This window comes from Pseudomonas sp. AC252 (assembly GCF_979258105.1).
In genome coordinates this window covers 5,552,771-5,571,629 of sequence record NZ_OZ409837.1, presented here as the reverse complement: position 1 = coordinate 5,571,629, position 18,859 = coordinate 5,552,771, and the positions used below count along the sequence as shown (strand labels likewise).

General features: G+C 61.0%; 18 protein-coding genes. 9 read left to right on the top strand and 9 right to left on the bottom strand.

Features of this window, described 5'->3' with window-relative positions; genetic code table 11:
- The 6 genes from ACZZZ4_RS25305 to gloB form a co-directional block, all read right to left on the bottom strand.
- Nucleotides 1-1,020, bottom strand: coding sequence for an ABC transporter permease (locus ACZZZ4_RS25305; RefSeq protein ID WP_016774153.1), 1,020 nt, complete (start codon nucleotides 1,018-1,020; stop codon nucleotides 1-3).
- Between the two features lies 1 nt (nucleotide 1,021).
- Nucleotides 1,022-2,095 (bottom strand): microcin C ABC transporter permease YejB, encoded by a 1,074-nt coding sequence (locus ACZZZ4_RS25300; RefSeq protein WP_039763243.1) that lies wholly within the window; start codon nucleotides 2,093-2,095, stop codon nucleotides 1,022-1,024.
- A 4-nt stretch (nucleotides 2,096-2,099) separates the two neighbouring features.
- The gene (locus ACZZZ4_RS25295; RefSeq protein ID WP_463549094.1) at nucleotides 2,100-3,941 is read right to left on the bottom strand and encodes an extracellular solute-binding protein; all 1,842 of its coding nucleotides are present in this window, start codon (nucleotides 3,939-3,941) and stop codon (nucleotides 2,100-2,102) included.
- Nucleotides 3,938-5,770, bottom strand: coding sequence for an extracellular solute-binding protein (locus ACZZZ4_RS25290; protein WP_310409480.1), 1,833 nt, complete (start codon nucleotides 5,768-5,770; stop codon nucleotides 3,938-3,940). The genes ACZZZ4_RS25295 and ACZZZ4_RS25290 overlap by 4 nt, the downstream gene beginning before the upstream one ends.
- A 309-nt stretch (nucleotides 5,771-6,079) precedes the next feature.
- Complete coding sequence (locus ACZZZ4_RS25285) at nucleotides 6,080-7,543, bottom strand: transglycosylase SLT domain-containing protein (protein WP_463549093.1); 1,464 nt, start codon at nucleotides 7,541-7,543, stop codon at nucleotides 6,080-6,082.
- 99 nt (nucleotides 7,544-7,642) lie between these two features.
- A complete protein-coding gene (gloB, locus tag ACZZZ4_RS25280) occupies nucleotides 7,643-8,410 on the bottom strand; it encodes a hydroxyacylglutathione hydrolase (RefSeq protein ID WP_130000050.1) in 768 nt (255 codons plus the stop codon).
- A 66-nt stretch (nucleotides 8,411-8,476) separates the two neighbouring features.
- Here gloB and ACZZZ4_RS25275 point away from each other — a divergent pair, with 66 nt between their 5' ends.
- The 4 genes from ACZZZ4_RS25275 (at nucleotide 8,477) to ACZZZ4_RS25260 (ending at nucleotide 11,574) form a co-directional block, all read left to right on the top strand.
- On the top strand, nucleotides 8,477-9,235 hold the full coding sequence (locus ACZZZ4_RS25275) for a class I SAM-dependent methyltransferase (RefSeq protein WP_463549092.1): 759 nt from the start codon (nucleotides 8,477-8,479) through the stop codon (nucleotides 9,233-9,235).
- 90 nt (nucleotides 9,236-9,325) lie between these two features.
- Nucleotides 9,326-9,796 (top strand): ribonuclease HI, encoded by a 471-nt coding sequence (rnhA, locus tag ACZZZ4_RS25270; RefSeq protein WP_123441684.1) that lies wholly within the window; start codon nucleotides 9,326-9,328, stop codon nucleotides 9,794-9,796.
- A 116-nt stretch (nucleotides 9,797-9,912) separates the two neighbouring features.
- Entirely contained in the window at nucleotides 9,913-10,671 is a 759-nt protein-coding gene (gene dnaQ, locus ACZZZ4_RS25265; RefSeq protein WP_039763238.1) for a DNA polymerase III subunit epsilon, read from the top strand.
- A gap of 288 nt (nucleotides 10,672-10,959) precedes the next feature.
- Nucleotides 10,960-11,574, top strand: coding sequence for a GNAT family N-acetyltransferase (locus ACZZZ4_RS25260; RefSeq protein ID WP_039763237.1), 615 nt, complete (start codon nucleotides 10,960-10,962; stop codon nucleotides 11,572-11,574).
- Here ACZZZ4_RS25260 and ACZZZ4_RS25255 read toward each other — a convergent pair.
- The gene (locus ACZZZ4_RS25255; protein WP_130000049.1) at nucleotides 11,540-12,433 is read right to left on the bottom strand and encodes a LysR substrate-binding domain-containing protein; all 894 of its coding nucleotides are present in this window, start codon (nucleotides 12,431-12,433) and stop codon (nucleotides 11,540-11,542) included. The genes ACZZZ4_RS25260 and ACZZZ4_RS25255 overlap by 35 nt on opposite strands.
- Before the next feature lie 85 nt (nucleotides 12,434-12,518).
- The gene (locus ACZZZ4_RS25250) at nucleotides 12,519-12,749 is read right to left on the bottom strand and encodes a hypothetical protein (protein WP_016774209.1); all 231 of its coding nucleotides are present in this window, start codon (nucleotides 12,747-12,749) and stop codon (nucleotides 12,519-12,521) included.
- Nucleotides 12,750-12,931: 182 nt separating this feature from the next.
- Between ACZZZ4_RS25250 and ACZZZ4_RS25245 the strand changes: the two genes are divergently transcribed.
- Together ACZZZ4_RS25245 and ACZZZ4_RS25240 are read left to right on the top strand one after the other, a co-directional pair.
- Nucleotides 12,932-13,489: an NADPH-dependent FMN reductase gene (locus ACZZZ4_RS25245; RefSeq protein ID WP_039763234.1), complete on the top strand. Its 558-nt coding sequence runs from the start codon at nucleotides 12,932-12,934 to the stop codon at nucleotides 13,487-13,489.
- Nucleotides 13,490-13,639: 150 nt separating this feature from the next.
- Nucleotides 13,640-14,923: an arsenic transporter gene (locus ACZZZ4_RS25240; protein ID WP_463549091.1), complete on the top strand. Its 1,284-nt coding sequence runs from the start codon at nucleotides 13,640-13,642 to the stop codon at nucleotides 14,921-14,923.
- A 111-nt stretch (nucleotides 14,924-15,034) separates the two neighbouring features.
- Here ACZZZ4_RS25240 and ACZZZ4_RS25235 read toward each other — a convergent pair whose 3' ends face one another.
- On the bottom strand, nucleotides 15,035-15,985 hold the full coding sequence (locus ACZZZ4_RS25235; RefSeq protein WP_463538393.1) for a DUF1853 family protein: 951 nt from the start codon (nucleotides 15,983-15,985) through the stop codon (nucleotides 15,035-15,037).
- Nucleotides 15,986-16,099: 114 nt separating this feature from the next.
- Here ACZZZ4_RS25235 and ACZZZ4_RS25230 point away from each other — a divergent pair, with 114 nt between their 5' ends.
- The 3 genes from ACZZZ4_RS25230 to ACZZZ4_RS25220 are packed head-to-tail and all read left to right on the top strand — an operon-like array spanning nucleotide 16,100 to nucleotide 18,826.
- The gene (locus ACZZZ4_RS25230) at nucleotides 16,100-17,026 is read left to right on the top strand and encodes an NAD(+) kinase (RefSeq protein WP_463538392.1); all 927 of its coding nucleotides are present in this window, start codon (nucleotides 16,100-16,102) and stop codon (nucleotides 17,024-17,026) included.
- Entirely contained in the window at nucleotides 16,989-17,960 is a 972-nt protein-coding gene (locus ACZZZ4_RS25225; protein WP_415762120.1) for a metallophosphoesterase, read from the top strand. Before ACZZZ4_RS25230 ends, ACZZZ4_RS25225 begins: the two co-directional genes overlap by 38 nt.
- Nucleotides 17,957-18,826, top strand: a complete 870-nt coding sequence (locus ACZZZ4_RS25220) for a rhomboid family intramembrane serine protease (protein WP_415762121.1) — start codon at nucleotides 17,957-17,959, stop codon at nucleotides 18,824-18,826. Before ACZZZ4_RS25225 ends, ACZZZ4_RS25220 begins: the two co-directional genes overlap by 4 nt.
- Nucleotides 18,827-18,859: the final 33 nt, after the last annotated feature.

Below are 18,859 nucleotides of genomic sequence, written 5' to 3'. Positions count from 1 at the left end.
TCACTTCCTCGGGTCGAAGGCATCGCGAGCGGACTCGCCGATAAACACCAGCAGACTCAACATCAGCGCCAGTACGGCAAACGCGCTCATGCCCAGCCACGGCGCCTGCAGGTTGGATTTGCCCTGGGCAACCAGTTCGCCCAGCGACGGACTGCCGGCCGGCAAGCCGAAACCGAGGAAGTCCAGTGCAGTCAGGGTGCCGATGGCGCCGGTGAGGATGAACGGCATGAAGGTCATGGTCGAGACCATGGCGTTGGGCAGGATGTGACGGAACATGATCGCGCCGTTCTGCATGCCCAGCGCGCGGGCCGCGCGCACGTATTCGAGGTTGCGGCCACGCAGGAACTCGGCGCGCACCACGTCGACCAGGCTCATCCACGAGAACAGCAGCATGATGCCCAGCAGCCACCAGAAATTCGGCTGGACGAAACTGGCGAGGATGATCAGCAGGTACAGCACCGGCAGCCCCGACCAGATCTCGAGAAAACGCTGCCCGGCCAGATCGACCCAGCCGCCGTAGAAACCCTGTAGCGCCCCGGCGATCACGCCGATGATCGAGCTCAACACGGTCAAGGTCAGCGCAAACAGCACGGAAATGCGGAAGCCGTAGATCACCCGCGCCAACACGTCGCGGCCCTGATCGTCGGTACCCAGCAGGTTGTCCGCCGAGGGTGGCGCCGGGGCCGGGACTTTCAGGTCGTAGTTGATGCTCTGATAGCTGTAGGGGATCGGCGCCCACAGAATCCACGCGTCCTTGGCCTTGAGCAGCTCACGGATGTACGGACTCTTGTAGTTGGCTTCCAGCGGGAATTCGCCGCCGAAGGCGGTTTCCGGGTAGCGCTTGATCGCCGGGAAATACCAGTTGTTGTCGTAATGCACGACCAGCGGCTTGTCGTTGGCAATCAGCTCGGCGCCCAGACTCAGGCCAAACAGGATAAGAAACAGCCACAGCGACCACCAGCCACGCTTGTTGGCCTTGAACAGTTCGAAGCGTCGGCGGTTGAGAGGGGACAGGTTCATCTCAATGCTCCCGGCTTGCAAAGTCGATGCGCGGATCGACAAAGGTGTAGGTCAGGTCGCCGATCAGTTTCACCACCAGCCCGAGCAGGGTGAAGATGAACAGCGTGCCGAACACCACCGGGTAATCGCGGTTGATCGCCGCTTCGAAACTCATCAGGCCGAGGCCGTCGAGGGAGAAGATCACTTCCACCAGCAACGAGCCGGTGAAGAAAATACCGATGAATGCCGATGGGAAACCGGCGATCACCAGCAGCATGGCGTTGCGGAACACGTGGCCGTAGAGCACGCGATGGCGGGTCAGGCCTTTGGCTTTAGCGGTGACCACGTACTGCTTGTTGATTTCGTCGAGAAAGCTGTTTTTCGTCAACAGAGTCATGGTCGCAAAGTTGCCGATCACCAGCGCCGTCACTGGCAATGCCAGGTGCCAGAAGTAATCGAGGATCTTGCCGCCGAAACTCAGCTCATCGAAGTTGTTCGAAGTCAGCCCGCGCAGGGGGAACCAGTCCAGATAACTGCCCCCGGCAAACACCACGATCAGCAGGATCGCAAACAGAAACGCCGGGATCGCATAGCCGACGATGATCGCCGAACTGGTCCAGACGTCGAAGTGGCTGCCGTGCCGCGTGGCCTTGGCGATCCCCAGCGGGATCGACACCAGGTACATGATCAGCGTGCTCCACAGCCCCAGCGAGATCGACACCGGCATCTTTTCCTTGATCAGGTCGATGACCTTGGCGTCGCGGAAGAAACTGTCGCCGAAATCCAGCTGCGCGTAGTTCTTGACCATGATCCACAGGCGTTCCGGGGCCGATTTGTCGAACCCGTACATGTGCTCGATTTCCTTGATCAGCGCCGGGTCCAGCCCCTGCGCGCCACGATAGGACGAGCCGGCCACCGCCACCTCGGCACCGCCGCCGGCAATCCGGCTGGTGGCGCCTTCGAAGCCTTCGAGCTTGGCGATCATCTGCTCGACCGGCCCGCCGGGCGCGGCCTGGATGATCACGAAGTTGATCAGCAGGATGCCGAACAGGGTCGGGATGATCAGCAGCAGTCGCCGAAAGATATACGCCAGCATCTGATTACTCCGTGCCCGCAGGGTCGGCTTGCAGTTGGGTTTCGACTTCTACGGCAGGCTTGGCGTCAGGCTTGACCCACCAGGTGTTGATGCCGATGTCGTACTTGGGCGAGGTTTTCGGGTGGCCGATGTGGTTCCAGTAGGCCACGCGCCAGCTCTTGATGTGCCAGTTCGGCACCACGTAGTAGCCCCATTGCAGCACCCGGTCCAAGGCGCGAGCGTGGGCCACCAGACTTTTGCGCGAGTCGGCGTTGATCAGGCTTTCCACCAGTTGGTCGACGGTCGGGTCTTTCAGGCCCATGCTGTTGCGACTGCTCGGCTTGTCGGCGGCGGCGCTCATCCAGTACTCGCGCTGTTCGTTGCCCGGCGAGTTGGACTGCGGGAAGCTGCCGACCATCATGTCGAAGTCCCGCGAACGCACGCGGTTGATGTACTGCGAGACGTCAACGCGGCGGATCACCAGATCAATGCCGAGGTCGCTGAGGTTGCGCTTGAATGGCAGCAGCACGCGTTCGAATTCGGTCTGGGCGAGGAGGAATTCGATCACCACCGGTTTGCCGGTGGCGTCGACCATTTTGTCATCGACAATCTTCCAGCCGGCCTCTTGCAGCAGTTGATATGCCTCGCGCTGCTGGTTGCGGATCATGCCGCTGGTGTCGGTCTTGGGATTTTCGAAGGCTTCGCTGAATACTTGGGCCGGCAGTTTGCTGCGGAACGGTTCGAGGATCTTCCGTTGCTCGGCGTCGGGCAGGCCGGTGGCGGCCATTTCCGAGTTCTCGAAGTAGCTGCGAGTGCGCACGTAAGCGCCGTTGAACAACTGCTTGTTGGTCCATTCGAAATCGAACAGCAGCCCCAGCGCCTGACGCACGCGCACATCCTGGAACACCGGGCGGCGCAGGTTGAAGACGAAGCCCTGCATGCCGGTCGGGTTGCTGTTGGGGATCAGTTCCTTGATCAAACGGCCCTCGGTGACCGCCGGAACGTTATAGGCGCTGGCCCAGTTCTTCGCAGTCATCTCCAGCCAGTAGTCGAACTGCCCGGCTTTCAGCGCTTCGAGGGCGACGGTGTTGTCGCGGTAATAGTCGGTGGTCATCGTGTCGAAGTTGTAGAAGCCACGGTTGACCGGCAAGTCCTTGCCCCAGTAATCCTTGACCCGTTCGTAACGTACCGAACGGCCGGCCTTCACTTCGGTGACCTTGTACGGGCCGCTGCCCAATGGGATTTCCAGATTGCCCTTGTTGAAGTCGCGGCTGGCCCACCAGTGTTTTGGCAGGACCGGCAACTGGCCGAGGATCAGCGGCAGCTCGCGGTTGTTGCTGTGCTTGAACTTGAACAAGACTTTCAACGGGTCTTCGGCGATGGCTTCGGCGACGTCGTTGTAGTAGCCGCGAAACATCGGCGAGCCTTCCTTGGTCAACGTCTCGAAGCTGAACACCACGTCTTCGGCGCGCACCGGGTGGCCGTCGTGAAAGCGGGCCTCGGGGCGCAGGTAGAAACGCACCCAACTGTTGTCGTCGGCTTTTTCGATTTTGCTGGCGATCAGGCCGTATTCGGTAAACGGCTCGTCGAGGCTGTGTTTGGTCAGGGTGTCGTAGATCTGGCCGATGTCATCGGCCGGCACGCCTTTGTTGATGAACGGGTTGAGGCTGTCGAAGCCACCGAACCCGGCCTGACGAAACACGCCGCCCTTGGGCGCATCGGGATTCACGTAGTCGAAATGCTTGAAGTCGGCCGGGTATTTCGGCGGCTCGTTGTACAGGGTCACGGCGTGTTGCGGGGCGGCCCAGGCCAGCCCGGCGAACAGCAAGCCGCCGGCCTGCACGAGCAGGGTGCGAACAGCGTTCATCGATCTTTCTCCGAAGACTTCAGCCACCATGCGCTCAGGCCCAGGGTGTAGGGCGGCGTGGTGACAAAGGCCAACCGGTTGCGGTAGGCCAGACGGTGATAATTGAGGTACCAGTTGGGAATGCTGTAGTGCTGCCAGAGCAGCACGCGGTCGAGTGCCTTGCCGGCGGCGACCTGCTCGTCGCGGGTGCGCGCGGCGAGCAACTGTTCGAGCAGGTGATCGACCACGGGATTGGCGATGCCCGCGTAATTCTTGCTGCCCTTGACGTTCACCTGGCTGGAGTGGAAATACTGCCACTGCTCAAGGCCCGGGCTTAAGGTCTGGCCCAGGGTCATCGAGATCATGTCGAAATCGAATTGATCGAGGCGCTGCTTGTATTGCGCACGATCGACGGTGCGCAGGCGCGCGTCGATGCCGATGCTGTTGAGGTTCTCGATGTACGGCTGATAAAGACGCTCCAGGCTCGGATTGACCAGCAGCAGTTCGAAGCGCAGCGGTTGGCCATCAGCGTTCTGCAAGCGCTGGCCGTGGAGTTTCCAGCCGGCTTCGGCAAGCAGGGCGAGGGCCTTGCGCATGGTCTCGCGCGGAATGCCACGGCCGTCGGTTTTCGGCAGGGTGAACGGCTCGGTGAACAGCCTGGCCGGGAGCTGATCCTTGTACGGCTTGAGCATCAGCCATTCATGCCCGACCGGCAGACCCGAGGCGGTGAATTCGCTGTTGGGGTAGTAACTGGTGGTGCGTTGATACGCATCACTGAACAACGCGCGGTTGGTCCATTCGAAGTCGAACATCAGGCCCAGCGCCTCGCGAGTCTTTACGTCCGAGAACGTCGCGCGGCGGGTGTTCATGAACAGGCCCTGAGTCTGGGTCGGGATCTGATGCGGGATCTGCGCCTTGATGACATCGCCACGCCGTACGGCGGGGAAGTTGTAACCATTGACCCAGTTCTTCGCCTGATGCTCGATGTAGATGTCGAACTCACCGGCCTTGAACGCTTCGAAGGCCACATCGCTGTCGCGGTAGAACTCGACTTCCATGCGATCGAAATTGTACTTGCCGCGATTGACCGGCAGGTCCTTGCCCCAGTAATCCTTGACCCGTTCGAAAATCAGCTGCCGCCCCGGCGTGACTGACGTGATGCGGTACGGCCCGCTGCCCAGCGGCGGCTCAAAGGTTGTAGCCTTGAAGTCGCGGTCTTTCCAGTAATGCTGCGGCAGCACTGGCAGCTCGCCCAGGCGCAGGATCAACAGCGGGTTGCCCGAGCGCTTGAGCACGAAACGGATGCGCTGTTTGTTGAGGATGTCGACCCGCAGCACTTCCTGCAGGGCCGTGCGATACAGCGGATGACCGTCCTTGAGCAGCGTTCGATAGGAGAACGCTACGTCGTAGGCTGTGATCGGCGTGCCGTCGTGAAATCGTGCTTCGGGACGCAGATTGAAGACGACCCAGCTGCGATCTTCGCTGTACTCCACCGATTGTGCGATCAAACCATAGCTCGACGCCGGCTCGTCGCCGGACGGCGAATATTGCCCGGTACCGACCATCAGCGGCTCGTTCAACTCGTTGATGCCGTACTGAAGAAAATTGGCTGTGGTGACCGGGCTGGTGCCCTTGAAGGTGTACGGATTGACCGTATCGAAGGTGCCGAACGCCATCACCCGCAACGTACCGCCCTTGGGCGCTTGCGGGTTGACCCAGTCGAAGTGGGTAAATCTGGCCGGGTACTTGAGCGTGCCGAACTGCGCATAACCATGACTTTCGGTAATCGTCGCGCTTGCGGGTGAGCTCAAGGCCAGGCTGATCAGGAGCAGGGAGAGGGCACGCTTCAAGTCAGATCCGATCCAGCGGCTTGGGCTTTGTGGGCCGTACAGTAACAGCTTGTCTGGACAGGAAAAAGATGCGGGTTAATGCCGGGTTAATCGGTACACGATGTTGCGCCAATTTGTTTCTGTGGTGGGGGGTTATCTGTGGCGAGGGGATTTATCCCCGCTGGACTGCGCAGCAGTCCCCCTTCTTCAAGATGCAGAAAAAACGGGGCCGCTGCGCGCCCAGCGGGGATAAATCCCCTCGCCACAGTGTTCCCGCCTGGCACAAAGCAATCGGCAATAAAAAGCCCCTGAAAACTCAGGGGCTCTTCATCAGTGCGGCTGATAAACCGTGAGCATTTGCCCAGGCTTGAGTGCCTTGCCCGCACCCGGGTTCCAGCGCTTGAGATGCTGCATCTCAACGTTGAAGCGCTTGGCCACCACGTACAGGGTGTCGCCGCGCTTGACCTTGTACTGAGTCTGCTGCTTGCTCTCGTCCTTGCTTTTGGTCTTGGTATTCGCCGCGACCACGGTGTTGACCCGGCCGGATTTACGCGCCGGGGCGCGCTTGGTGTTGTCCTGCATGACCAGGGTCTGACCGACCTTGAGGTTCTTGCCGGTCAGCTTGTTCCAGCGCTGCAGATCCTTGATTTCGACCTTGTTGGCCTTGGCGATGGAGCCGAGGTTGTCGCCACGTTTGACCCGATAGGCACGCTTGAGCTGCGCCACTTCCGACGGATCGGCTCCTTCGAACACCGGTTTCAGCGAGCGCGGGCTGATCAGCTCGTCCGGGCGCATGGTCTGCAGACTCGCGGTCAGCAGTTGTGCCTTGGACGTCGGCACCAGCAAATGCTGCGGGCCGTCGATGGTGGTGCGCTGTTTGAACGCCGGGTTGAGCTGGAACAGTTCGTCTTCATCGATGTTGGCCACCGCAGCGACCTTGGACAGGTCCATGCGCTGGTTGATTTCGACGACCTGAAAGTACGGTTCGTTGGCGATCGGGTTGAGGTTGACGCCGTAGGCTTCCGGCGCCAGCACCACTTGCGACAGTGCCAGCAGTTTCGGCACATAGGCCTGGGTTTCCGCCGGCAGCGGCAGGTTCCAGTAGTCGGTAGGCAGGCCGAGCTTTTCGTTGCGCTCGATCGCCCGGCTGACCGTACCTTCACCGGCGTTGTAGGCCGCCAGAGCCAGCAGCCAGTCGCCGTTGAACATGTCGTGCAGGCGAGTCAGGTAATCCATCGCTGCCGTGGTCGAGGCGGTGATGTCGCGACGACCGTCGTAGAAGCGGGTCTGGCGCAGATTGAAGTAACGCCCGGTGGACGGAATGAATTGCCACAGGCCCACCGCATCGGCGCGGGAATACGCCATCGGGTTGTAGGCGCTCTCGATCACTGGCAGCAGGGCCAGTTCGAGCGGCATGTTGCGTTCTTCGAGGCGTTCGACGATGTAATGAATGTAGAGACTGCCGCGTTCGCCGGCATTCTCGAGAAAAGAGGGATTACTGGCGAACCACAGGCGTTGTTGCTCGATGCGCGGATTGACGCCAAGGCCTTCCTGCAACTGAAAGCCCTGGCGCATGCGTTCCCAGATGTCCTGGGGCGCCACGGGAGTGGGCTTCTCGGTCAGCCAGATCGGCTTCTGCTTGGCTCGCGCAGCAATGTTCGGCGTGTGCGTCGCTTCAGTCTGCGGAGCGTGGCTGGAGCAACCCGCCAGCGTGGCGGACACAGCCACCGCGATGGCTTGCGCCAGGCGGGTCAAAGCATCTGAATTGACGGACTTACGTATGGATGACGACATTGGCTGGAAGTAAGTTCCGGGCAAAAATGTCGGGCGATTCTAGAAAGCGCACCCCCTGCGGTCAACCATTGAGAATTTTTGCCCCCGCCGACGCGGTCGTCAGAACGTGTCTTTCCATGCCCGCAGAGCCGCAAAAACCTCACTCGGCGCCCGGTTTTGAGCGCCTTCCCGTTCGTCCACTTTTTGTGTAACCAATGTTTCAGAAGTGCGTAAAAACGGATTGGTGAGCTTTTCCAGAGCCAGCGTCGACGGCAGGGTCATCACGCCGTTCTGCCGTTGCTGAGTGACCTTTTCCAGACGGGCGGCAACATGCCGATTGCCAGGCTCGACGGCGGCGGCAAACTTCAGATTGCTCAAGGTGTATTCATGGGTGCAGTAGACCAGGGTATCTTCCGGCAGGGTCGCCAGTCGGCTGAGCGAGTGGTACATCTGCTCGGGCGTGCCTTCGAACAGCCGGCCGCAACCGGCGGCGAACAGGGTATCGCCGCAGAACAGCAGGCCATGGTGGTAATAAGCAATATGTCCCAAAGTGTGACCGGGCACCGCGTAGACTGCGAAGTCCCAGCCGAGCACGCTGACCCTGTCGTTGTCTTTCAGCGCTACGTCGCGCGCCGGGATGCTTTCGCTGGCCGGGCCGTAGACCTTGGCGCCGGTCGCCGCTTTCAGGCGCTCGACACCGCCGACGTGGTCATGGTGATGGTGGGTGATCAGAATATCGCTGAGCACCCAGCCCGGATGGGCCTCGAGCCACGCCTGCACCGGGGCGGCATCGCCCGGATCGACCACCGCGCAGCGCTGGGTCTGATGATCCTGTAACAACCAGATGTAGTTGTCGGTGAACGCGGGCAGGGCACTGATCTGTATCATCGTCGGAATTCGCCAAGCGGAAAACATTGGCGCATCTTAGTAGTTCCTGGCGCGTTGGAGAATGACATGACCGATAAAGCGTTCGCTCAGGCCGATCCCGACTGGCTGGCATTGATCAGCGCCGCCCGCGAATGGCTGTCGGGGCCGCTCGGGCAATTTCTGCTGGATGAAGAGCGGCGCATGCTCGACGACGAGCTCGGCCGGTTCTTCGGCGGTTATCTGGTGCATTACGGCCCGTCCGCCGAAACCCCGCCGGCGGCGTCGCAAGTGCAGCGCAACGTGCGTCTTGGCGCGCCGTTGCCCGGCGTCGAGATCGTTTGCGAAGAGCAGGCCTGGCCGTTGAGCGAGCATGCCGCCGACGTGGTGGTGATGCAGCACGGTCTGGATTTCTGCCTGTCGCCCCACGGTTTGCTGCGTGAAGCGGCGAGCAGCGTGCGCCCCGGCGGGCATCTGCTGATCATCGGCATCAACCCTTGGAGCACCTGGGGCCTGCGGCATTTCTTCGCCAATGATGCCCTGCGCAAGGCGCGCTGCATCTCGCCGTCGCGGGTCGCCGACTGGCTCAATCTGCTCGGCTTCGCGCTGGAGAAACGCCGCTTCGGATGCTATCGTCCGCCGCTCGCGTCGCCCACGTGGCAGCACCGTCTGGCCGGCTGGGAACGCAAGGCCGGGGACTGGCAGCTGTCCGGCGGTGGCTTCTATTTACTGGTGGCGCGCAAGATCGTGGTGGGGCTCCGGCCATTGCGCCAGGAACGCCGCGAGCCGATGGGCAAGCTGATTCCGCTGCCGATGGCCAAGGTCAACCGCCGCCGCATCGAACCGTAAACCCTCTTTTATTTGTGGCCGGGCTTGTCCCGGCCGCGGTCATTGTCGATCCGTGATTGGCAGGACAGGCATTTTTCTGGAAAGACTGGCATGAGCGAAAGCGTGGAAAGCGTCGACACCGTAGAACTGTTCACTGACGGCGCCTGCAAGGGCAACCCCGGTCCTGGCGGCTGGGGCGCGCTGCTGGTGTGCAAGGGCGTCGAAAAGGAGCTGTGGGGCGGCGAGGCCAACACCACCAACAACCGCATGGAACTGCTCGGCGCGATCCGCGGCCTTGAAGCACTCAAGCGCCCCTGCGACGTGCTGCTGGTGACCGACTCGCAGTACGTGATGAAAGGCATCAACGAGTGGATGGCCAATTGGAAGAAGCGCGGCTGGAAGACGGCCGCGAAAGAGCCGGTGAAGAATGCCGATCTGTGGAAAGAGCTGGACGAGCAGGTCAATCGCCACAAAGTCACCTGGAAGTGGGTGCGCGGGCACATTGGCCATCACGGTAACGAGCGGGCTGACCAGTTGGCCAATCGTGGGGTGGATGAGGTTCGCGGTTACAAGCAGAGCTGATTTCGCTTTCTAATCGTGGCGTGGCCGTTCGCGAGCAGGCTCGCTCCACAAGGTTCGAGTCCAGCGTGTTAACATCCGCGCCTTTGCCCGATTGACCCGTTGAGAGCTGAGCACTGATGGCCACCAGATCCGTTGTACTCGATACCGAAACCACCGGCATGCCGGTGACCGATGGTCACCGGATCATTGAAATCGGTTGCGTCGAACTGATCGGTCGGCGCCTGACGGGCCGGCACTTTCACGTGTACCTGCAACCGGATCGCGAAAGCGACGAGGGTGCGATCGGTGTACACGGCATCACTAACGAATTCCTGGTCGGCAAACCGCGCTTTGCCGAAGTCGCCGATGAGTTTTTCGAATTCATCAAAGGCGCGCAGCTGATCATCCATAACGCGGCGTTCGACGTTGGCTTCATCAACAACGAATTCGCTTTGATGGGCCAGCACGATCGCGCCGACATCACCCAGCACTGCACCATCCTCGACACCCTGATGATGGCCCGGGAACGTCACCCGGGGCAGCGCAACAGCCTCGATGCGTTGTGCAAGCGCTACGGCGTCGACAACTCCGGCCGTGAACTGCACGGCGCCTTGCTCGACTCGGAGATCCTTGCCGACGTCTACCTGACCATGACCGGCGGCCAGACCAGCCTGTCGCTGGCCGGCAACGCCTCCGACGGCAATGGTACGGGCGAGGGCGCGGACAACTCAGCCACGGAAATCCGTCGTCTGCCGGTCGATCGCCAGCCGGCGCGCATCATCCGTGCGACCGAAGAAGAACTGGCGGCGCATCTGGTGCGGCTGGAGATCATCGCCAAATCGGCGGGGGCGCCGGCGTTGTGGACGCAGATTGCCGAGGCTGATGCGCAGGTCTGAAGATCAAGATCAAAAGATCGCAGCCTTCGGCAGCTCCTACGGGGATTGCATTCCATAGTAGGGACCAGGAAGGCAGCGATTTTTTGCGTTTGGCGACATGGAGCCAAGTTGCCACTCTCGCCACATTCGCTGCAACCCACTACCCTGAGTGCACTGGTCAGGTGCAAACCGCCGCCTCAGGACACTGAGCCTCATGTATAAAGAGTTGAAATTCACGCTGGCGATCATCCATCGCGACAACAAGGTCGACACTGTCGGCTGCGTCAAGGAATGAGGACTTTTCCCAGTATGCAACCGGTCATGAATCCGAAATACCCAGGGTTGTCGGTGCGCGTCGCCGATGAAGGTTTCGCGCCGTATATCTGGGGCAGTGACTTCAGTTTCGAGGTCGCCGCCTATGGTGCTGCCGCGATCGGCAAACCGGTCGAGCAGTGGCCGGTGACGCCGATCGTACCGTACCGCAAGTGCTATGGCATCGATCCGGAAGAGTTCAGCGCCTTTCACAACGCGCCCGACAGCGCGATTTTCATGGCGTATCTGGACGACGAGCCGGTCGGCCACCTGGTGATCAGCACCAACTGGAACGGCTTTGCCCACATCGATGAACTGGCTGTGCATGCCCCGGCCCGGCGCCATGGCGTGGCCAAGGCGTTGCTTGATGTGGCGCAGTTCTGGAGTCGCAAGAAAAAGCTGCCGGGCATCATGCTCGAAACCCAGAACAACAACCTCGGCGCCTGTCGTCTGTATGAGCGTTGCGGTTATGTGATCGGCGGCATCGACCAGTTGCGCTATCGCGGCATTGATGCGCACACCGCCGAGGTCGCCCTGTTCTGGTATCGCCTGTTCGACAATCCGCTGGAAAAACCACTCAGCTCGACAACATCGCCTCGGCTTGTTCCGTGACGATGGCCAGCAGTGCCTGAATCGCCGCCGACGGCGTGGCATGTTTGAAGGTCAGCGCGTAGAGGTTGATCGGCACTGCCGGTGAGAGCGGGCAGGCGTCAAGCCCACTGGTGCGAGCGCCCAACGCGGTGAAGGGGTCGACGATGGCCAGACCTTCGCCGGCCTCGACCATGCTGCGCATCATCTGATGGGTCTGCACGCGGGTCTGAATGCTTGGCGCCGGACGCAAGGCCTGGAGCTTGTTTTCCAGCGCCGGGCTGAGCGGGTCCTGACCTTCGAGACCGACCATGGCCTGACCGGCGAGGTCTGCCAGGGATATGTATTTCTGCTTGGGTTGCAGCCAGCCGTGAGGAGCGAGCAATTGCAGCTTGCCCTGGGCCAGCGATTGGCAGTGGATATCGGGGTGTTCGGGGTCGTGCAGGCTCAGGCCCAGATCGCTTTCGCGCAATAACAGGCTGCGGACAATGTCGCGAGTCGGCGCGCTGAGCAGGCTGCAAGGTGCGTCGGGCAAGCGTCGGCGCAGGGTCGCAAGGCTTTGTGGCAGTAATTGTTGGGCCAGCGGCGGGGTGCCGATGATGCGCAAGGGTGGTGCGAGGTATTGCTTGAGGCTGCTGGCCAGCCGCTGCACTGGCTCCAGCGCCTCATAAACGTGCGCGATTTCCACCTGCAGGGCGCGCGCTTCGGGGGTAGATTGCAAACGCCCGCGAACGCTGGCAAACAGCATGAACCCCAGCTGACTCTCGGCTTCGCGCAAACGCTCTTCGACCTCGGTCACCGGCAATTGCAGCCATTCGGCGGCGGTGCCCAGGTGACCGGTCTGCAAGAGCGCCTGAATCACTTCGATGTGGCGTAAACGCATGCGTGAAGTCCATGTTCAGCAGGTGGGGTCAGACGCTGAATCCTACCCCAAGTCCGCTCGCATGACTTCTGCTCATAACGCCGGGTTATTGAGCGACGGTTGGCTCAGGTTCACGGATCAGGGTAATGCCTGATTGAACCAGGAGAAACTCGCTGTCACTGACCTTATTGACCCGATCGCCAATGGCCAGTCTGTAAATGGGCTCCGAGCCAGTGGATCCGTCTGCAGACGGGTTCGATTCCTGGAATTCATGCACGGAATAAACGCGGCCTTCCGCATCTCTTGCATGAAACTGACCGACGAGTACTGCTGCCATCTGCTTAGAACCTCTGGAGATAAAACGCTTGATTTGCGGCTTTGTAGACCGTCATCAAGCTTGGTAAGTTTTCCTGCGGGAAAAAATATTCCCCGTGCAGGAAAAACCAATGACCACTGGTGAAAGCGTCACTGGATCATCTATAACTAGCGACTCTTCCCACGGACCATCGAGAGTCTTCCATGAGCAATGTCTACAACGTCGCCGTAGTGGTCGGTAGCCTGCGTAAAGCATCGATCAATCGCAAAGTTGCACTGGCCCTCGCCGAACTGGCACCGGCCAATCTCAAGCTCGAGATTGTCGAAATCGGTGAACTGCCGCTGTACAACGAAGACATCGACGGCGATTCTCCGCCCGCAGCCTACAGCACTTTCCGTCAGAAAGTGGCGTCATCCGACGCGGTGCTGTTTGTTACCCCCGAGTACAACCGTTCGATCCCGGCACCGTTGAAGAACGCCATCGACGTCGGTTCGCGCCCTTATGGCCAGAGCGCGTGGAGCGGCAAGCCTGGCGCGGTGATCAGCGTATCCCCAGGCGCCATCGGCGGTTTCGGCGCTAACCAGCACCTGCGCCAGACCTTCGTTTTCCTCGATATTCACTGCCTGCAACAGCCGGAAGCGTATCTGGGCGGTGCAGGCAACGCGTTTGATGAAGCGGGCAAGCTGAGCGACTCGGTGAAACCGTTCCTGCAGAAATTCATCGATGCGTACGGCCAGTTCGTCGAGCAACACAAGAAATAACCGCGTACACAAAAACCTGTGGGAGCGAGCTTGCTCGCGAAGGCGTCGTCAGCCGTTGCAAAATTGCTGATTGACCTACCGCTTTCGCGAGCAAGCTCGCTCCCACATTTTGATCTTCATTCCATTTTCGATAGTTGAAGGCTTCTGCGAATGCTCGCTGCGTCACTGATTTTCCTGCTGACCATCACCCTCGTCATCTGGCAACCCAAAGGCCTCGGCGTCGGCTGGAGTGCAACGCTGGGCGCTGTGCTGGCGTTGATCTTTGGCGTCGTCCACCTCACCGATATCCCGCTGGTCTGGCAGATCATCTGGAACGCGACCGGCACCTTCGTAGCGCTCATCATCATCAGCCTGTTGCTCGACGAAGCTGGCTTCTTCAATTGGGCGGCGCTGCACGTGGCGCGTTGGGGGCGGGGCAGTGGGCGCAAGCTGTTTGCCTTCATGGTGCTGCTCGGTGCGCTGGTCTCGGCGCTATTCGCCAATGACGGTGCTGCACTGATTCTTACGCCCATCGTGATTTCCATGCTGCTGGCGCTGCGGTTCTCACCAGCGGCGACGCTGGCCTTTGTCATGGGTGCCGGGTTCATTGCCGACACGGCGAGCCTGCCGCTGGTGGTGTCAAACCTGGTCAACATCGTTTCGGCGGACTTTTTCCACATCGGCTTCAACCGCTATGCCGCGGTGATGGTGCCGGTCAATTTCGTCAGCGTGGCGGCGACGTTGGGCATGTTGATGTGGTTCTTTCGCCGCGATATTCCAGCGGCTTACGACCCGGAACAATTGGAAAATCCGCAAACCGCGATCCACGACAAAGCGACGTTCTATGCCGGTTGGGCGGTGCTGGTGATCCTCTTGATAGGCTGCTTTGCCCTCGAACCGCTGGGCATTCCGATCAGCGCAATTTCGGCAGTGTGCGCCGCGCTGCTGCTGGGCATTGCCGCGCGGGGCCACAAGATCTCCACGCGCAAGGTCATGAAAGAGGCGCCGTGGCAGATCGTGATTTTCTCGCTGGGCATGTACCTGGTGGTGTATGGCTTGCGCAATGCCGGGCTCACCAGTTACCTCGCCGTGTGGCTGGATGTATTCGCCGGCCACGGCGTGTGGGGCGCGGCGATGGGCACCGGGGTGCTGACGGCGCTGCTGTCGTCGATCATGAACAATCTGCCAACGGTACTGATCGGCTTGCTGTCGATCGACGCCAGTCAGGCCAGCGGGGTGATCAAGGAAGCAATGATCTACGCCAACGTCATCGGCAGCGACCTGGGGCCGAAGATCACGCCGATCGGCAGTCTGGCGACCTTGCTGTGGCTGCATGTGCTGGAGCGCAAGGGCATTCACATTGGCTGGGGCTATTACTTCCGCGTCGGGATTGTGCTGACGGTGCCGGTGTTGCTGGTGACGTTGGCGGCTTTGGCGGTGCGGCTTTCGCTTTAGACCGGGGTGGGCCCCTTCGCTGGCAAGCCAGCTCCCACAGGATTTGTATTCACCGCGAAACCTGTGGGAGCTGGCTTGCCAGCGAAGGGGCCAGTTCAGGCACCACAAATCTCAGGTTTGGCCGGGGACATTCGGCCAAAGATCCGCCACCAGAAACAGGCGCTCCGCCTCTTCCCATTCGCCCTGGGCATTCTCGGTCAGGCGCACCATCAACTGCGCCGGGGCCAACGCTGGCAGGTCTTCGAGCCACAAACGCAGATGCTCATCCGCCCAGACCTGATCCGCCGGATAATGCGCCGGCGCCAGCCAGGCGTGGCGGGGCAGGGGTTGCCAGCGGCCCGGCGGGCGTTGCGCGACAAACGCCGGCCAGTCTTTCTGATGCAGCCAACTGCCACGCAAATGTTGCGGATGCGCGCCGTGCGGTGAATCGGCCTGCCCGGGCCACGGATAGAGTAGATAACCGCCCAGCCACAATTGCGCGCTGAACGTCTCGATATCCAGCGCGGCGAGCACTTCGCGGCTCTCCGGGCGCGCCGAGATCGGCAATTGATGCTCGGCCAGATGCGCCAGTTTGCGATCCAGCCGGTCATGACAACCCGGCCCCAGCCACTGCGCCGGATCGCGGCCATCGCCAGCCTGCGGGCCAAGGTAGAGCTTGATCGCCAATTCCAGGTGATGCACACCGTCGCGGTCACGCAGCAGCATGTCGAGTTCGCCGAGGGTGTGCCCGGCGCGGCGGATCGGCAGGTTGGCGGCGATCAATTCGATGCCCGGCGCATGCTCCACAGCGAACTGCCACAGACGCTCGTAATACAGGCCCAGACGCCGGGTGCGCGCCTGCGCCAGCCATTGCAGCAGGCCGTAACTGTCGTGGTCGAGCTGGCGCAGCCAGTGTTCGAGACGCTGCGGGTCATGTACCCAATCGCTGCCGGCCAGCGGATGGCGCTGCGGCCACGGCGTGGCGGCGAGCATCGGCGGTGCGAGGATGACCCACGCCAGGTCCCGCACTTCGGGATGGCGTAATTGATGAGGCAACTGCAACAGGTCGGGAAAGAGGATCATCTTGCGAGCATAGCCTTAAACCTGAGCCCGCCCTTGAGGCTGAAAGGATTTTGTCTATCTGGCGCTTTCGCCCATAATCGGGTTTTCGCGTTTTCGATTGTCCGCAGAGGTCCCATGGAGCAATTTCGTAATATCGGCATCATCGGTCGCCTGGGCAGTTCCCAGGTGCTGGATACCGTCCGCCGACTGAAACGCTTTCTGCTCGACCGTCACCTGCATGTGATCCTCGAAGACACCATCGCTGAAGTCCTGCCCGGCCACGGCCTGCAAACCTCGTCGCGCAAGATGCTCGGCGAAGTCTGCGACATGGTCATAGTCGTCGGTGGTGACGGCAGCCTGCTCGGCGCCGCGCGGGCGCTGGCCAAACACAATATTCCGGTGCTGGGCATCAACCGTGGCAGCCTCGGCTTCCTCACCGATATTCGCCCGGACGAGCTGGAAATCAAGGTCGCCGAAGTGCTCGACGGCCACTATCTGGTGGAAAACCGCTTCCTGCTGCAAGCCGAAGTGCGTCGCCATGGCGAGGCCATCGGGCAGGGCGATGCGCTCAACGACGTGGTGCTGCACCCGGGCAAATCGACGCGGATGATCGAGTTCGAGCTGTACATCGACGGCCAGTTTGTCTGCAGCCAGAAGGCCGACGGCCTGATCGTCGCCACGCCGACCGGCTCCACTGCCTACGCCTTGTCTGCCGGCGGGCCGATCATGCATCCCAAGCTCGACGCTATTGTGATTGTGCCGATGTACCCCCATACCTTGTCGGGACGGCCGATCGTGGTCGATGGCAACAGTGAGCTGAAAATCGTCGTGTCCAAAGATATGCAGATCTACCCGCAGGTGTCCTGCGACGGCCAGAACCATTTCACCTGCGCACCGGGCGACACCATTACCGTGAGCAAGAAAGCGCAGAAGCTGCGCCTGATTCATCCTCTCGATCACAATTACTACGAGGTGTGCCGCACCAAGCTTGGCTGGGGCAGCAAGCTGGGGGCGGAGGCGACTGATGCTCGATCCCGCGCGCAGTTACGACCTGATCGGTGACGTGCACGGATGCGCTCTGACCCTCGAACACTTGCTGGACCGTCTCGGTTATCACAAGCAGGCCGGGGTCTGGCGCCATCCTTCACGCATGGCGGTGTTCGTCGGCGACATCATCGACCGCGGCCCGCGCATTCGCGAGGCGCTGCACATCGTCCACGACATGGTCGAGGCGGGTCAGGCGCTGTGCATCATGGGCAACCATGAATTCAACGCGCTCGGCTGGGTCACCCCGGCACCACCGGGCAGCGGCAAGCAGTTCGTGCGCGAACACACCAAGCGCCACGCGCGGCTGTTGCAGGAAACCCTCACTCAATTTGAAGACCATCCCGGCGACTGGCATGACTTCCAGCAATGGTTCTATGAACTGCCGCTGTTCGTCGATGCCGGTCGTTTCCGCGTCGTCCACGCCTGCTGGGATGCCGGACTGATCGAGCCGTTGCGAGCGTTGTTTCCCAATGGCTGCGTCGATGAGCACTTCCTCCAGGCCTCGGCGGTTCCGGGCAGTTTTGCCTGCACTGTGTTCGACCGCTTGCTGCGCGGCACCGACATGCGTTTGCCGGGCGGCTTGACCATGACCAGCGGCGACGGTCTGGTGCGTTCATTCTTTCGCACCAAATTCTGGGAAGACGACCCGAAAACCTACGGCGACATCGTCTTCCAGCCCGATGCGTTGCCAGAACCTGTCGCGCAGACGCCGCTGACTTCGACCGAGAAGAATTCCCTGCTGCGCTATGGCGTCGACGAGCCGTTGCTGTTCGTCGGCCATTACTGGCGCAGCGGCAAACCGGCGCCGATCCGCCCGAACCTCGCGTGCCTGGATTACAGCGCGGTGCTCTACGGCAAACTGGTGGCCTATCGTCTGGACCAGGAAACGCGCCTGGATCCGCAAAAATTCGTCTGGGTCGATGTCGAGCGGCCGGAGGTGCTGCAATGAGTGCGGTAGCGGTATTGCGCCTGCCGTTGGCGGTGGATTTGAGCGGTTTCGTCAAACTGTTGCAGCGCATGCAAGTGCCCCATCGGGTCAGCGAAGAGGCGGGCGAGCAGGTGTTGTGGGCGCCGGAGGAAATCAGCGAGGACGTGCGTTCGCTGTACGAGCGCTTCCCGGCTGGCGACCCGGAACAGCAACTGGATATTCCTGTAGGCCAGACCTTCAAACGGCCAGGCTTCGGCGAACAGCTGAAACACGCCAAAGCCACTGGGTTCATTCTGCTGTTGAGCCTGATCGTCGCTGGCCTGACCTTTCTCGGCGAAAACCTCGAGACACTGCGCTGGCTGACCTTCCTCGATTTCCGCGTGATCGGCGAGTACATCCACTTCACGCCGCTGGCCGACAGTCTGGCGGCAGGGCAGTGGTGGCGGCTGGTCACGCCGATGCTGATCCACTTCGGCATTCTCCATCTGGCCATGAACGGCATGTGGTACTGGGAACTGGGGCGGCGCATCGAGTCGCGTCAGGGCAGCATCAACTTGATTGGCCTGACGCTGCTGTTCAGTCTGGTGTCCAACTACGCGCAGTTCGTCTGGAGCGGCCCGAGCCTGTTTGGTGGGCTGTCCGGCGTGCTTTACGGCTTGCTCGGGCATTGCTGGATCTTCCAGCTGCTGGCACCGAATCCGGCATATCGCCTGCCGCGCGGCGTGCTGGTAATGATGCTGGTGTGGCTGGTGGTGTGCATGTCCGGGCTGATCTCGCTGATCGGTTTCGGCCAGATCGCCAATGCCGCGCACCTGAGCGGGTTACTCATCGGATGCCTCACCGGTTTGTTGGGCGGTTTGTATAACCGCCGTAAACTGGCCGTCTAACATTTTTGTTTCAGTAAAGAGCACGGAGACCCT

Bases quoted from the DNA above. Each gene is read 5' to 3' on its own strand.
- ACZZZ4_RS25305 (WP_016774153.1), bottom strand. From the start codon at position 1,020: ATGAACCTGTCCCCTCTCAACCGCCGACGCTTCGAACTGTTCAAGGCC.
- ACZZZ4_RS25300 (WP_039763243.1), bottom strand. From the start codon at position 2,095: ATGCTGGCGTATATCTTTCGGCGACTGCTGCTGATCATCCCGACCCTG.
- ACZZZ4_RS25295 (WP_463549094.1), bottom strand. From the start codon at position 3,941: ATGAACGCTGTTCGCACCCTGCTCGTGCAGGCCGGCGGCTTGCTGTTC.
- ACZZZ4_RS25285 (WP_463549093.1), bottom strand. From the start codon at position 7,543: ATGTCGTCATCCATACGTAAGTCCGTCAATTCAGATGCTTTGACCCGC.
- gloB (WP_130000050.1), bottom strand. From the start codon at position 8,410: ATGATACAGATCAGTGCCCTGCCCGCGTTCACCGACAACTACATCTGG.
- ACZZZ4_RS25275 (WP_463549092.1), top strand. From the start codon at position 8,477: ATGACCGATAAAGCGTTCGCTCAGGCCGATCCCGACTGGCTGGCATTG.
- rnhA (WP_123441684.1), top strand. From the start codon at position 9,326: ATGAGCGAAAGCGTGGAAAGCGTCGACACCGTAGAACTGTTCACTGAC.
- dnaQ (WP_039763238.1), top strand. From the start codon at position 9,913: ATGGCCACCAGATCCGTTGTACTCGATACCGAAACCACCGGCATGCCG.
- ACZZZ4_RS25260 (WP_039763237.1), top strand. From the start codon at position 10,960: ATGCAACCGGTCATGAATCCGAAATACCCAGGGTTGTCGGTGCGCGTC.
- ACZZZ4_RS25255 (WP_130000049.1), bottom strand. From the start codon at position 12,433: ATGCGTTTACGCCACATCGAAGTGATTCAGGCGCTCTTGCAGACCGGT.
- ACZZZ4_RS25250 (WP_016774209.1), bottom strand. From the start codon at position 12,749: ATGGCAGCAGTACTCGTCGGTCAGTTTCATGCAAGAGATGCGGAAGGC.
- ACZZZ4_RS25245 (WP_039763234.1), top strand. From the start codon at position 12,932: ATGAGCAATGTCTACAACGTCGCCGTAGTGGTCGGTAGCCTGCGTAAA.
- ACZZZ4_RS25240 (WP_463549091.1), top strand. From the start codon at position 13,640: ATGCTCGCTGCGTCACTGATTTTCCTGCTGACCATCACCCTCGTCATC.
- ACZZZ4_RS25235 (WP_463538393.1), bottom strand. From the start codon at position 15,985: ATGATCCTCTTTCCCGACCTGTTGCAGTTGCCTCATCAATTACGCCAT.
- ACZZZ4_RS25230 (WP_463538392.1), top strand. From the start codon at position 16,100: ATGGAGCAATTTCGTAATATCGGCATCATCGGTCGCCTGGGCAGTTCC.
- ACZZZ4_RS25225 (WP_415762120.1), top strand. From the start codon at position 16,989: ATGCTCGATCCCGCGCGCAGTTACGACCTGATCGGTGACGTGCACGGA.
- ACZZZ4_RS25220 (WP_415762121.1), top strand. From the start codon at position 17,957: ATGAGTGCGGTAGCGGTATTGCGCCTGCCGTTGGCGGTGGATTTGAGC.